12 protein-coding genes are annotated in these 12973 nt (G+C 74.4%); 6 read left to right on the forward strand and 6 right to left on the reverse strand.

Going from position 1 to position 12973, the window contains the following annotated elements; translation table 11 throughout:
- Positions 1-74: 74 nt before the first annotated feature.
- Entirely contained in the window at positions 75-365 is a 291-nt protein-coding gene (locus AB0B02_RS10305; RefSeq protein WP_107158212.1) for a DUF6458 family protein, read from the forward strand.
- Between the two features lie 75 nt (positions 366-440).
- Here AB0B02_RS10305 and AB0B02_RS10310 read toward each other — a convergent pair whose 3' ends face one another.
- Positions 441-1118, reverse strand: coding sequence for a hemolysin III family protein (locus AB0B02_RS10310; RefSeq protein WP_281933696.1), 678 nt, complete (start codon positions 1116-1118; stop codon positions 441-443).
- 75 nt (positions 1119-1193) lie between these two features.
- Between AB0B02_RS10310 and AB0B02_RS10315 the strand changes: the two genes are divergently transcribed.
- The 3 genes from AB0B02_RS10315 to AB0B02_RS10325 are packed head-to-tail and all read left to right on the forward strand — an operon-like array spanning position 1194 to position 3428.
- On the forward strand, positions 1194-1808 hold the full coding sequence (locus AB0B02_RS10315; protein ID WP_357298962.1) for an allophanate hydrolase subunit 1: 615 nt from the start codon (positions 1194-1196) through the stop codon (positions 1806-1808).
- Entirely contained in the window at positions 1805-2704 is a 900-nt protein-coding gene (locus tag AB0B02_RS10320) for a biotin-dependent carboxyltransferase family protein (protein ID WP_357298963.1), read from the forward strand. The genes AB0B02_RS10315 and AB0B02_RS10320 overlap by 4 nt, the downstream gene beginning before the upstream one ends.
- Entirely contained in the window at positions 2679-3428 is a 750-nt protein-coding gene (locus AB0B02_RS10325) for a 5-oxoprolinase subunit PxpA (RefSeq protein ID WP_357298966.1), read from the forward strand. Before AB0B02_RS10320 ends, AB0B02_RS10325 begins: the two co-directional genes overlap by 26 nt.
- Positions 3429-3490: 62 nt before the next feature.
- Here AB0B02_RS10325 and AB0B02_RS10330 read toward each other — a convergent pair whose 3' ends face one another.
- Together AB0B02_RS10330 and AB0B02_RS10335 are read right to left on the reverse strand one after the other, a co-directional pair.
- Entirely contained in the window at positions 3491-5326 is a 1836-nt protein-coding gene (locus tag AB0B02_RS10330; protein ID WP_357298969.1) for an NHL domain-containing thioredoxin family protein, read from the reverse strand.
- Positions 5327-5498: 172 nt separating this feature from the next.
- Complete coding sequence (locus AB0B02_RS10335) at positions 5499-5813, reverse strand: hypothetical protein (protein ID WP_357298974.1); 315 nt, start codon at positions 5811-5813, stop codon at positions 5499-5501.
- Between the two features lie 459 nt (positions 5814-6272).
- On the opposite strand from AB0B02_RS10335, the gene AB0B02_RS10340 reads away from it, so the two are divergent.
- Positions 6273-7019, forward strand: coding sequence for a DUF5753 domain-containing protein (locus AB0B02_RS10340; RefSeq protein ID WP_357298977.1), 747 nt, complete (start codon positions 6273-6275; stop codon positions 7017-7019).
- Positions 7007-7201, forward strand: a complete 195-nt coding sequence (locus AB0B02_RS10345; protein WP_357298980.1) for a DUF397 domain-containing protein — start codon at positions 7007-7009, stop codon at positions 7199-7201. Before AB0B02_RS10340 ends, AB0B02_RS10345 begins: the two co-directional genes overlap by 13 nt.
- 381 nt (positions 7202-7582) lie before the next feature.
- Here the strand turns inward: AB0B02_RS10345 and AB0B02_RS10350 are convergent, their stop codons facing one another.
- The 3 genes from AB0B02_RS10350 to AB0B02_RS10360 form a co-directional block, all read right to left on the reverse strand.
- Complete coding sequence (locus AB0B02_RS10350; protein WP_357298982.1) at positions 7583-10768, reverse strand: hypothetical protein; 3186 nt, start codon at positions 10766-10768, stop codon at positions 7583-7585.
- A gap of 344 nt (positions 10769-11112) precedes the next feature.
- Positions 11113-11250 carry a hypothetical protein gene (locus tag AB0B02_RS10355; protein WP_199199845.1) on the reverse strand — a complete coding sequence of 46 codons (138 nt, stop codon included), beginning with the start codon at positions 11248-11250 and terminating at the stop codon, positions 11113-11115.
- A gap of 220 nt (positions 11251-11470) precedes the next feature.
- Positions 11471-12970 (reverse strand): dihydrolipoamide acetyltransferase family protein, encoded by a 1500-nt coding sequence (locus tag AB0B02_RS10360; protein WP_357299077.1) that lies wholly within the window; start codon positions 12968-12970, stop codon positions 11471-11473.
- Positions 12971-12973 lie beyond the last annotated feature (3 nt).

A 12973-nucleotide genomic window follows, 5' to 3' on the forward strand; every position in this document is an offset into this window, starting at 1 on the left:
GTCGATGTGTGCCGCTACCTCATCCATGGCCGCGGCGGGCAGAAACGCCAGCAGGACGCCAAGGAGGCGACGTCATGGGCATCGGTGCCAGCATCTTCCTCATCGCGCTCGGCGCGATCTTCGCGTTCGCCATCGACGCCAACCTGGGATGGCTGAACCTCAACGTGGTGGGCTGGGTGCTCATGCTCGCCGGTCTCGCCGGTCTGCTCACGACGCTCTACTTCTGGAACAGCCGCCGCCGCGTGGTCGCCGCGCCGGTGCGTCAGCAGGTCGTCGCCGAGCCGGTGGTGCCGGTGCAGGGCGACCGGGTCGTGCGCGAGGAGTACCGCGAGGTGCGCCGCCCGGGCTCGGGCTACCCGGCCTGACCCACCCGAGACCCGAGGGCCCCGCAACGGCGCGGGGCCCTCGCGCATGTCCCGGCCCGGTTCGGGTGGGTCGGCTCAGGCGAACAGCGCGAAGTAGATCGCGATGTGGTGGCAGATCGCCGCGACCAGCGTGCACGCGTGGAAGAACTCGTGGTGGCCGAAGACGGTGGGCCACGGGTTCGGCCGGCGCAGCGCGTAGAACACCGCGCCCACGCTGTAGATCGCGCCCCCCACGCTCAGCAGCACCAGCGCGGTGACGCCGCCGGAGTGCAGGATCTCCGGCAGCATCGCCACCGCCACCCAGCCCAGCGCCAGATAGAGCGGGGCGGAGACCCAGCGGGGCGCGTGCGGCCAGATCAGCTTGACCGCGACGCCGGCCAGCGCGCCGCCCCAGACCAGGCTGAGCATGATCGTGGCGTGCCGGGTGTCCAGCAGCAGCGCACAGAACGGGGTGTAGGTGCCGGCGATGAACAAGAAGATCATCGAGTGGTCCATCCGGCGCATGATCTGGTAGCCGCGTTCGGACCAGACCCGCCGGTGGTAGAGCGCGCTGGTGCCGAAGAGGCCGCACACGGTGAGGCTGTAGATCAGGCAGCTCACCAGCGGTGCCCAGCCGGGCCGGGTGGCGGCGATGGAGCAGAGGACGATGCCGCAGGCGAGCGCGGCGAAGAACGCGTACGCGTGGAGCCAGCCGCGCATGCGCGGCTTTCCGATGTCGACCGGCCGGAGCCGGAGCGGTGCGGAGGTGGTCACCTCCTCAGGTTACGCCACCGTAGGTTACTTGCAAGTAGTGTGGACCGTCACGCCCGACGACGCGAGGATGACCGGATGCGGATCAGGCCCGTCGGGGCGCACGCCCTGCTCCTCGACTGCGACGACCCCGACCAGGTCGAGGCGTGGCGCGCCGAGCTGTGGCACCGGCGCGCGGCCGGCGAGCTGGCCGCCGACGAGATCGTTCCCGCCGCGGTCACCGTGCTGCTCGACGGCGTGCCCGACCCGGCGGCCACCGCCGCACGGATCGCCGGCTGGCACCCCCGGAACGCCGCCGCCGGCACCGCCGCCGCCGAGGTCCGGGTGCCCGTGGCGTACGACGGGGCAGACCTGCCCACCGTCGCCGGCCACTGGGGCGTCGACGTGCCGACCGTGGTCGACCGGCTGCGGCATACCGAGTTCCGCGTCGCGTTCTGCGGCTTCGCGCCCGGGTTCGCCTACCTCACCGGCCTCCCGCCCGAGCTGGCCGTGCCGCGCCTCGCCTCCCCGCGTACCCGGGTGCCGGCCGGCTCGGTCGCGTTGGCCGGCCCGTACGCGGGCATCTACCCCGCCGCCTCACCCGGCGGCTGGCTGCTGGTCGGGCGGACCGAGCTGACCCTCTTCGACGTGCGTGCCGACCCGCCGGCCCGGCTCACGCCCGGCACCCGGGTCCGGTTCGTCGACGCGCCATGATCGAGGTGCTGCGGGCCGGCGCGCTCACCACCGTCCAGGACCAGGGCCGGCCCGGCTGGGCGCACCTCGGCGTGCCCCGGTCCGGCGCGCTCGACCCGGCCGCCCTGCGCCTGGCCAACCGCCTCGTCGGCAACCCGGAGCACGCCGCCGGCCTGGAGATCACCCTCACCGGGTGCGTGCTGCGCGTCACCCGGGCGGTCACCGTGGCGCTCACCGGCGCCCCCGCCGACGTGCGCGTCGAGCATCCGTCCCCCGAGCGTGCCGGACCGAGGACCGCCGGCCCGGCCCGACCCGGCGACGTCGGGCGGCCACTGTCGTTGCCGGCCGGCGCGGTGCTGCGGATCGGTCCGGCCCGCGCCGGGATCCGGACCTGGCTGGCCGTCAGCGGCGGGATCACCGTCGAACCGGTGCTCGGCAGCCGGTCCACCGACACGCTCTCCGGCCTCGGGCCGCCGCCGCTGCGCGACTCCGACCGGCTGCCGCTGGGCGCACCGGCCGGCCCGCCGCCCCCGGTGGACCTCACCGTCACCCCGCCGGTGCCGACCGAGGTGTCGCTGGCCGTGCGCCCCGGCCCCCGGCAGGACTGGTTCACGCCCGCCGCGCTCGACCTGCTGCACGGCAGCGCGTACACCGTCGGGTCGGACAGCAACCGGGTCGGCGCGCGGCTGGCCGGCGCCGCCCTGCCCCGCGCGGTGGCCGGCGAACTGCCGAGCGAGGGCCTGGTGCTCGGCGCGGTGCAGGTGCCGCCGAACGGCCAGCCGCTGATCTTCCTCGCGGACCACCCCACCACCGGTGGCTACCCGGTCATCGGGGTGGTGGACGACGTGACAGCGCTCGCCCAGGCCCGCCCGGGGACTACGGTGAGGTTCCATGGACCTGAACGCGGACCTCGGTGAGGGATTCGGTAGCTGGCGGCTCGGCGACGACGAGGCGCTGCTCGGGCTGATCAGTTCCGCCAACGTGGCCTGCGGCTTCCACGCCGGGGACGCGGCCACCATGCACCGGGTGTGCGCCGCCGCCGTCGAACGCGGCGTCGCGGTCGGCGCGCAGGTCGGCTACCGGGACCTCGCCGGCTTCGGCCGCCGGCACATCGCCTACGACTTCGCCGAGCTGCGGGACGAGACGATCTACCAGCTCGGGGCGCTTGACGCGTTCTGCCGGCTCTACCGGACCCGGGTGCGCTACCTCAAGCCGCACGGCGCGCTCTACCACGCGGCGGCGTGCGACGAGGCGCAGGCCGCCGCGCTGGTCGCGGCGATCAGCGGGTACGACCACGAGCTGCCGGTGCTCTGCCAGCCCGGCACCGTGCTCGCCCAGCTCGCGGTCGGCGCCGGCCTGCGGGTGGTGGCCGAGGGCTTCGCCGACCGCAACTACCTGCCCAACGGGGCGCTGGTGCCGCGCAGCGCCCCGAACGCGCTGGTGACCGACCCGGACCAGGTCGCCGTGCGGGCCGTCCGGATGGCGGTCGAGCGGACCGTGGTCGCGGTCGACGGCAGCGTGGTCTCCTGCCCCGTCGAGTCGATCTGCCTGCACGGCGACACACCCGGCGCGGTGCGGTGCGCGGAGCTGGTCCGCGCCGCACTCGTCGACGCGGGGGTCACGCTCACTCCGTTCGCGTGAAAGGAGGGGCCCCCTGTTAACGCCTGACGCATAACAGGGGGCCCCTCCTAACGCTCTTCGGCTCAGGACTCGTCGAGGCCGCGCAGCACCAGCGGGAGACGGGTGGCGCCGTCGGTGACCACCCGGACCGGCACGCCCCAGTCCTGCCGGGTCAGGTGGCAGGCGGCGTGCTCGACGTCGGCGTCACAGGTCGCCGCCTGGGCGGTCACCTGCAACACCCCCTGCGTCACGTCCCCGCTGACGACCAGCCGCCGGGACAGGTCGGTGGTCGTGCCCGCGCCGTCGACCAGCAGCTCCGGCGGGGACGCCGAGACCACCAGCCGGGTCGACGGCCCGTACGTGTCGTCGAGCTTCTGCCCCGGCGCCGGTGTGAAGATCACGTCAAGCGTCAGCTCCCCGGCCGCCACGTCCGTGGGCTTGCGCTCCATCCGGTGCCGGGCCCCCGCCACCGTGCTCGCGTCGGCCGCCGTCAGCGCGCCGGGCGCCAGCCGGGTCAACCGGTGCGCGGCCGACTCGACCACAAGCACCTCCCCCGCCGGGGTGACCACCAGGTCGCTCGGCTCGGCCAACCCGTCGGCCACGGTCGCGACCTGGCCGGTCGCCGGATCGAAGCGGCGCACCGCGCCGTTGTACGTGTCCGCGACCAGCACCGAGCCGTCCGGCAGCGCGCACACGCCCAGCGGATGCTGGAGCAACGCCTGATCGGCCGGGCCGTCGACGTGCCCGAAGTCGAACAGCCCCTGACCCACGGCGGTGTGCATCTCGCCCGCCTCGACCCAGCGGACCGCGCTGGTCTCGCTGTCGGCGATCCAGAGCCGGGAACTGTCGGCCGAGACGGACAACCCGGACGGCTGGGCCATCCAGACGTCCGGCAGCGGACCGTCGCGCAGCGCCTCGATCGTGGTGCCGGCGTACATGCCGGCGGTCCGCTTGATCGGGTCGAACCACCAGAGCTGGTGGATGCCGGCCATCGCCACGACCACCCGGTCGTCGTACCAGGCCACGTCCCAGGGGGAGGAGAGGTCGACCGCGCGCGCGTCGTGCGCGTGGTCGTCGACCGTCGAGCGCCACTGCCGTCCGGTGCCGGCCACGGTGACCACCTCGCCGGTCTCCAGCCGTACGCCGCGCAGCAGGTGGTTGACCGTGTCCGCGACGACCAGGTCGTAGCCGGCCACCTCGGCCACGTGCGGGGGCAGCAGGCAGAGCCCCTGCGGCTCGGCGAACGTCGCGCCGGCCGCCGGGCCGTCGGTGTGGCCACGGGTGCCCGCGCCGATCCGGCGCACCACGGTCTCCGCGTCCGGCGCCAGCTCGACCAGGGAGTGCCGGGCCGAGTCGGAGACCAGCAGGTTGCCGCCGTCGAGCGAAACGACCTTGCCGGGGAAGCGCAACGCCGTCTCCGGCTCGGCCGGCGGGACGTACGGGCCCTCGCCCCGGTGCAGCGTGCCCTTCGCCTCGTGCGTGGCGATCAGGTCGTCGACCAGCCGGGCCAGCCCCTCGGCGTGCCCCTCGCCGGCCATGGTGGCCACCACGTAGCCCTCCGGGTCGACCACCGACAGCGTCGGCCAGGCCTTCGCCGCGTACTGCTGCCACATGTCCATCTCGGGGTCGTCGAGCACCGGGTGGTGCACGCCGTACCGCTCGACGGCCGCGGCCAGCGCGTCCGGGTCCTTCTCGTGCTCGAACTTCGGCGAGTGCACCCCGATCACGACCAGCACGTCGCCGTACTTCTCCTCGAGCGGGCGCAGCTCGTCCAGCACGTGCAGGCAGTTGATGCAGCAGAAGGTCCAGAAATCCAGCAAAACGATCTTGCCCCGCAGGTCGGCCAGCGTGACGGCTTTGCCGCCGGTGTTCAGCCAGGCCCGGCCCCGTAGTTCGGGGGCGCGTACGCGTGCGCTCATGACCCCATCGTGCCGTACCAACGGGGTCCGGCCGGCGCGACGGGGCGGCGGAAGAGGCGTACGTGACACGATTCGCCGAAGGCAGCCCGGGCAACCGAGCACGGCCACGGGCTACCGGTGGCGTGGCACGTCCACGCCGGCCGGACCGGGGAGTGATCGTCGGTGTGAGGTTTCATGCGCCCACCCGTACGGGCGTACGCCGACTCGGGGCGCGGCGGGCTGGGGACGGGCTCGTCGGCGCGGTCAGGAGGCGAACGCCGGCTAGCTGGACGAACAGTTCGCGGCGGGCGACCGCACTCCCGTCCGGGCCGAGTTGGTAGCCGTCCAGCCAGCACCACCCGTCGTATGTCGGCCACTCCAGCGTGCGAATGACGCGGACGGCGATGGGACGGGCGAACTGTGGGGACGCCGCGCGGGTCAGGTGGAGCACGTCGCCAGATCGAAACGGCGTCGAGGTGGACGGGCCGACCGTGCGGGGCGCGGTCACCGCTGCTCCCCGTTGCGCCGGAAGACGGTCGTCGTCTCGGGAGCGGACGACCAAGTGTGCCCGTTCGGTGGGCGTGAGGCCGATGGCGGGGGTGGGGGAGCGGCCCGGCGGCGCAGCTTGAGGCAGTAGCGCCAGATCATCAGACCGCACGAACAGGCCAGGCCGGGCGGGGACAGCCGCAGGCGGGGGCGGTGGAAGCGGGAGGACAGGACGGCAAGCCAGTCAAGCTTCGGCTTCTCTCTGGGCACGGCTCCGCCCTCCTTTCGTGGGGACCGGGAAGGGGGTCGCCCCGCGTGGTGCCTGCCCGGCGAGGCGACCCCCGGGACTGACACGACCGCCGGGTCTCGGGTTCCTGCCGGCCGCGCCGTCTACACAGCACCCTCGCGTGCTGAAGCTGGACGACTACACCGCGTAGATATATGTTCTCAAGACGTCATAGACGTTCATCAGGAGGCGACCGTGAACCAGGCGCTGCGGGTGGCTCTAGCCGACAGCGGTCAGACCGTTGAAAGCCTCGCTGAGCAGGTTGGGGTAGACCCGAAGACGGTCGCGCGTTGGGTCACACCCGGCCGCATCCCGCACCCTCGGCACCGCGCAGCCGCAGCAGCCGCGCTCGGTCGTGAAGTGGAGGACATTTGGCCGGACGTTTTGAAGCGACGCGAACCGGCGTGGCTCCAGCCCTGGGTTGAGACGGAGCTTCAGGCGACCGCGCTCCGGTCCTTTCAGGTCGCCGTGGTTCCCGGTCTACTTCAGACGCCGGAGTATGCGGCGGTAGTGCTGGCTAGCGGCCTGCTGGGGCCGGAAGATGTTGCGGGCTACGTAGAGACGCGGATGAAGCGACAGGCGGCGGTCCTCGACCGGCGGAACCCGCCGCTTTTCGTTGCGGTGATTGACGAGTTCGCGCTGCGTCGTGGCGATCCGGCTGTCATGCATCCCCAGCTGGACCACCTGGCGATGATGGCGCGGCGGCCGAACGTCCTCGTTCACGTTCTCCCGCTGGACGCCGGCATTCACGCCGGCCAGGCCGGGCCGTTCGTCCTCGCGACAACCGATGACGGCAGCGTTGCGTACCTCGACGACCAGGCCGCAGGACGGCTGACAAATGACACCGCCCCCCTGTGGGCCATCTGGGATACGCTGCGATCGGTGGCACTTCCGCGCCGCCAGACCATCGACTTCCTAGAGGCGCGATCATGGCTGACCTGACCGGCGCACTTTGGCGCAAGAGCAACCGAAGCAGCTCCAACGGGGGCGACTGCGTCGAGGTCGCCGACAACCTTCCCGGCGTCGTCGGCGTGCGGGACTCGAAGGACCCGATCGGCCCGGCGCTCGCCTTTGAGCCGGCTTCCTGGCGGGCGTTCGTCGACCAGGTCGCCGAGCGCGGCTGACTCGACTAACACGAAGCGCCCGTCCCGTGGTGGGGCGGGCGCTTCGCTGTGCGGGTGAGGGCCGGGCTGGTGCAAGGCGGTCCGCCTGGGCGAGGGCCGGGTGCACGCCCGGCTAGTGCCTCGACCCTGACCAGCAACCGGTCGAACGCTCCGGGCGTACGCCCAACCGACGCCCGCGGCCCGCTCGGGCGAGGGCTACCCGTGGGCGAGCATCGCGGCGACGTCAAAACAGGACCGCACCGCCGACCCGCCCGACGATCATGGGGTTGGCGGTGACGAATCGGACTGGACGCGCCGTCCACTTCATGATCGCCGGGGCGAGGCCGGCCGGGACAACGTGAAGCGCCCGTCCCCACCGGGGACGGGCGCTTCACGTGAGAGTTACTGGCCGGCCGGCTTCAGGCAGAGCACCCGGTTGGTGCCGCCGCCCTGGAGGACGACCGTGGGCTGGGACAGGTCGGCGCACTTGTCCTTGTTGTCCACCTTCGACACCACGGTGAACGCGCCCTGCTCACCGCAGTCGGCAGCCGCGGCGGTCGTGCCGGTCTGCTTGATGCAGGAGCCGACCGCCGGGTCGAAGCCCGCCGGCTTGTCGTCACCGCCGATCTTGCCGAGCAGCGTGAGCAGGCCGAGCGGCACGGCGAGGATCAGCACGGCCGCGATGAGCACCAGAGCCAGCACCCGACCGTTGCGCACCTTCGGCGCGGGCGCCTCGGTCTTCGGCTCGGCGTCCGGCTTGAACGCGTCGAAGCGGCCCTGATCCGAGTCGTCGGCCGGACCCTCCGGGGACCAGACCGGCGGGGCCTGCGGGGACGGCGGCGGGAAGCCGCCCGGCTCACTCGCCGGACCCTGACCCGGTACGGCGACCGAGGCACGCCCACCAGCAGTCGGACCGTACGCGTCCTGCTGGCCACCCGGACCGCCGAACGGGTCGGGACGGCCACCGGGACCGCCGTACGCGTCCTGACGGCCACCTGGGCCCCCGAACGCGTCCGGCTGGCCGCCCGGACCGCCGAACGGGTTCTGCTGGCCGCCGGGGCCGCCGAAGGAGTCGCGTGACCCGCCGGGCTGCTCGTCGTCCTGCGGGTGCACCCCGTTGGCGGGGCGGTTGTTGCCGGGCGGGTCCACGAAGGACGGCACACCGACCGGGAACGGCGGCGGGCCGGCCGGCGAGGACGGCCGGTCGCCGAATCCGCGCGGGTCGTCGTCGGACCGGGACTGCGGCCCGCCGTAGCCGGGCGGACCGTCCTGACCGGGGTAGCCGTGCGGACCGTCGGACCGGGACTGTGGCCCGCCGAAGGCGGGTGCGTCGTCCGGCCGGGAGTGCGGGCCGCCGAAGGCGGGTGCGTCGTCGGAGCGGGACTGCTGGCCGGCGAAGTTGTGGGCGTCGTCAGAACGCCCCTGCGGCCCGGCGAAGCCGTGTCCGTCGTCGCCCCGGGAGGGGGATCCGAAGCTGTGTCCCTCGTCGCCACGGGACGGGGACCCGAAGCCGGGTCCGTCGTCCGGTCGGGCCCGCGGGCCGGCGAAGGCGGACGGAGCATCGTGGCCGGGGTAGCCGTGCGCGTCGTCCGCCTCCGGGGCGTCCTCGGGCTCCGGTCGGGTCGGCCGGCCGTACACCCGGGGCTGCGGCGTGGACGCGCCGGTCGGATGCGCCGGCTGGTCGGCCGGCGGGGTGACCCGGCTGGCCACCGGGACGGAGGCGCTGGCCGACACCGGACCGGCGGCGGCCTCGGGCGAGGTGCGCGGGCCGGGAAGGACCGGACCGGCCGGCGACTGCGGCTCCTCAGGTCCGGACCGGACGGTGCCCCAACCGGCGTCACCGCGCTCCGGCTCGTACGCCTGGGGTGTGCGCTCGGCCGGGCCGAACTGCGCGGCGGCGGGATGGTCCGCGGGCGGTGAGGCCGCCAGTGCGGCCCCCGGCACCCGCTGGCTCTGCGCGGGCAGCGGTACCGCGTGGCCGGGTGAGATGCCCGGTGCGGGCGCGGGCTGGTAGACCGGTCCGTCCTCGGCGGGCTGCCAGCCGCGCGACGGTGCCGGCTGTGCCTCGTCGGCGTGGCCCCACGCCTCGGCGGGCGACCAGGGTTCGGCGGACGCCCGCTCGTCCTGGTTGCCGCCCCACCCGGGCCGGGCCGGCTCCTCCGCCGGCCGCTCGGTCTCCCGCTGCTGCGGCCCGGCTGCGGCGCCGCCCCAACCGCCGGCCGGTCCCTCGCCGCCACGCTGCGGCAACGCCGGAGCGTGGCGGCCGGCGGCCTGGTCATCGGCGTCACGTTGCGGCATCGCGGGAGCGTCGTTCCAGCCACCGGCCTGGTCGTCGCCGTCGCGCCGAGGCCGGGCGGGGGCGTCGTTCCAGCCCGCGGGGTGGGGCTGACTCGACTCGCCCCAGCCGGCTGGCTGCGGGACCTCGGCCGCGCCGGCGGCGCGCCCGCCGGCGGCCCAACCGCCGGAGCGGTCCGGGTCGTCGTCCCGAGTGGAACCGTCCCGGCCGCCCACCCGGTTCTCTCCCTGCGGGGCGGGCCAGCCGCCGGATCGGGCCGAATCGTCGTGCTGCTGCCCGCCGGCCGCCTGCCAACCGCCGGAGCGGTGCGGGTCGTCCTCGGTGCGGGTGGAGCGGCTGTCCTGGTCGGACTGCTCCGGAGTGGACCACGCCTGCTCGGGCCGGACGGCGCCGGGCACGGAGACCTTGGCGGCGGCCCGGGCGGTCGGCTCGGGCGGAGGCCAGGTGGCTCCGCTCTGCTGGCCGGGCGGAACCCAGGCCGGCTGGGTGTCACGTGGGGCCCAACCGCCGGACCGGTCGTCCGGCTGCGCCCCGGGCTGCTCGTCGCGGCGGTTCCAGCCGCCGGAACGGTTCGGGTCGTCCGACTGGGCGGCGGTGCCGACGGCCCAGCCTCCGGAGTGGCCGGCGTCGTCGCCCTGCTGCGCGGCAGGGGTGAACCCGCCGGAGCGGTGCGGGTCGTCCGAGCCGGCGGGGGTGACCCAGGACTCGTTCGGCACGGTGGCCGGCGCCGGGACGTAGCCGGTGCCCCGCGCGCCCGTCTCGGGCTGCGCCCAGGCGGGCTGCTCCCCGGCGGCGCCGCGGGCGGGACGATGCTGCTCGGTGGCCCAGGCGGGCGGCGCCGGTTCGGCGGGACCGCCCGACGTCGGGGCCCAGGCCGGCGGCGCCGGCTCGCCGGCCGCGTCCGGGCGGGCCGACTCGCCCGGCCCCCACCCGGGAGCACCCGGGCCGGAGGCGGCCCAGGCCGGTGCGCCCTGCTCGGGGCCGGCCCAGGCGGGCTGTGCGCCCCGGCCGCCCGACTCGGCGGGCGGGGGCACCTGGGCGGTGGCGCGACCGGTGACGTGCTGGCCGGCGGGCGGGGCCCAGGCGGGCGGCTGGTCGTCGGCCGCGGCCCAGGCCGGAGCCGGCGGGGCGGGCCGACCGGCCGGCGGGGGCGGGGCCCAGCCGAGGTCGGGCGTGCCGTTGTACCCGTTGTCCTGCTGCGCCGGCTGGTCACCGTACGGCACCGGTCCGCCGGTGCCCGGCGACACCTCGCCCGGCTCCTGGCCGGGGTGGTGCGGAGCCTCGGACGTCATGGGTGCTCCTCCTCCATCACAGGTCGACCGCCGATGCCGGCCGGGGACCGTCGGCATGGCTGCCGGCGTCGCCGGCGGGTACCGGCCGTGCGGGCTCCCCGCACCGTATCCGGTGGCCGCCCGGGGACGCTCGGGGGAGCATCGGCCGTCACCGAAAGTCACCGGTCGACGTCGATGAGTTTCACTCTCCACGTCGGCCGGAGCAGCCGGTTGGCGACCGTGCCAACCGTACCGGGCGGTGCGGCGGGGTGGAATCCCGGTGCCGGCCGACGTGGAACGCCGAAGACCCGCCCGGGGTGCCGGGCGGGTCTTCTCCACTGGAGGAGTGCGGAACGTCGGTGGCGTCAGCTCATGTGACGCTGGGCGATGGCGAGAAGCTCTGCGCGGACCGCGGGCGAGTTGGCGGAACGCAGGGCGTGCTCGATGGCACGGGCCCGGCGGTTGGCGTCGCGGCGGGTGCGGATTCGCTCGATCATGCTCATCTTGGGTCTCTCCTCCTGGCTATTCGGTTGTCAGCCCTTGATGTCTCTATTTAACCGCACCGCACGCATGATCGCCATCGATTACAAGGTGAGCTGAGCCACCTGCCTAAGGATCGTAGGCATCTTTATCGCTGAGCCGAAGATTCCTTCATCAACGGCAACGGCCGGTGTGCCGGGCGTTCACCCGTGGCACACCGGCCGTTGCCGGAGCGGTGGTACGTCAGGTCCAGGCGAGCAGCGCCGCCTCCGGATCGGCCAGGAAGTCCCCGATGTCGCGCAGGAACTTGGACCCCAGCTCACCGTCGATGATCCGGTGGTCGAAGGAGAGGCCGAGCGTGGTGACCAGCCGGGCCTTCACCTTGCCCTTGTGCACCCACGGCTGCTCGCGTACCGCGCCGAAGGCGAGGATCGCCGACTCGCCCGGGGGCAGGATCGGCGTACCGGTGTCGACGCCGAAGACGCCGACGTTGGTGATGGTGAGCGTGCCGCCGGACATGTCCGCCGGGGACGTCTTCCCCGACTTCGCGGTCTGCACCAGCGCCGTCATCGCGTCCGCCAGCTCACGCAGCGTCAGCCGGCCGGCGTCCTTGATGTTCGGCACGATCAGGCCGCGCTCGGTGGCCGCCGCGATGCCCAGGTTGACGTACTCCTTGACCACGATCTCGTCGCCGGCCCAGGTCGAGTTGACCATCGGGTACCGCTTGACCGCCAGCAGCACCGCCTTGGCGACCAGCAGCAGCGGGGAGACCCGCACGTCGCGCCACTCGCGCCGGTCGCGGAGCCGGTCCAGCGCCTTCATCGCCCGGGTCACGTCGACGGTCAGGAACTCCGTCACGTGCGGGGCGGTGAACGCCGAGCGGGCCATGTTCTCCGCGGTGAGCTTGCGTACCCCCTTGACCGGGATGCGCTGCTCGCGGTCCGCGCCGAAGCTCGCGGCCGACGCGGCCGACGTCGCCGGCGCGGTGACCGTCAGCGGCTCGGCCGCCGCCGGGGTCCCACTCGCCGCCCGCTGTACGTCCTCGCGGGTGATCGAGCCGAGCGGACCGGAACCGGTCAGCGCGGCCAGGTCGACCCCGAGGTCCTTGGCGAGCTTGCGGACCGGCGGCTTGGCCAGCACCGGGCCGCCGCCCGCCCGGCCGTTGCCGTTCAGCGCGGGCGTCGGGGCCACCGGGGTCGCCGCCGGAGCCGGCACCGGCGCGGCCTGGACCGGCGCGGCCGGCACCGGGACCGCCTGGGTCGGGGCGGCCGGCGCCGGGGCGGCGCCCTTGCGCGGGCGGCGCTTGGCCGGCGCGTTGCGCGGGCCGTAGCCGACCAGCACGGCGGTACGCCCACCCGGCGCCACGCCACCGATCAGGCCCGGCTCGACCATGCCCTCCTCGGGTGCCACCTCGACGGCGGCCAGCGAGGCCGCCGACGGGGTGGGCAGGTCGGCGGTGGGTGTGCCGGTCGTCGACTGCTCCACCGGCCCGGCGCCCGGGTCGGTGTCGATCGCGATGATCGGCACGCCGACCTCGACCGTCGAACCCTCCGGGTGGAAGATCGCCTGCACCCGGCCGGCCCACTTCGCCGGGATCTCGACCGCCGCCTTCGCGGTCTCCACCTCGACGATCGGCTGGTTCAGCTCGATGTCGTCGCCCACCTTGACCAGCCAGGCGAGGATCTCGCCCTCGGTCAGGCCCTCGCCCAGGTCGGGCAGGTTGAACTCCTTGATCCGGGACATGCC

The sequence above is a fragment of the Micromonospora sp. NPDC049240 genome (assembly GCF_040647835.1).
Classification (GTDB): domain Bacteria; phylum Actinomycetota; class Actinomycetes; order Mycobacteriales; family Micromonosporaceae; genus Micromonospora.

Bases quoted from the DNA above. Each gene is read 5' to 3' on its own strand.
- AB0B02_RS10305 (WP_107158212.1), top strand. From the start codon at position 75: ATGGGCATCGGTGCCAGCATCTTCCTCATCGCGCTCGGCGCGATCTTC.
- AB0B02_RS10315 (WP_357298962.1), top strand. From the start codon at position 1,194: ATGCGGATCAGGCCCGTCGGGGCGCACGCCCTGCTCCTCGACTGCGAC.
- AB0B02_RS10320 (WP_357298963.1), top strand. From the start codon at position 1,805: ATGATCGAGGTGCTGCGGGCCGGCGCGCTCACCACCGTCCAGGACCAG.
- AB0B02_RS10325 (WP_357298966.1), top strand. From the start codon at position 2,679: ATGGACCTGAACGCGGACCTCGGTGAGGGATTCGGTAGCTGGCGGCTC.
- AB0B02_RS10330 (WP_357298969.1), bottom strand. From the start codon at position 5,326: ATGAGCGCACGCGTACGCGCCCCCGAACTACGGGGCCGGGCCTGGCTG.
- AB0B02_RS10345 (WP_357298980.1), top strand. From the start codon at position 7,007: ATGGCTGACCTGACCGGCGCACTTTGGCGCAAGAGCAACCGAAGCAGC.
- AB0B02_RS10350 (WP_357298982.1), bottom strand. From the start codon at position 10,768: ATGACGTCCGAGGCTCCGCACCACCCCGGCCAGGAGCCGGGCGAGGTG.
- AB0B02_RS10355 (WP_199199845.1), bottom strand. From the start codon at position 11,250: ATGAGCATGATCGAGCGAATCCGCACCCGCCGCGACGCCAACCGCCGG.
- AB0B02_RS10360 (WP_357299077.1), bottom strand. From the start codon at position 12,970: ATGTCCCGGATCAAGGAGTTCAACCTGCCCGACCTGGGCGAGGGCCTG.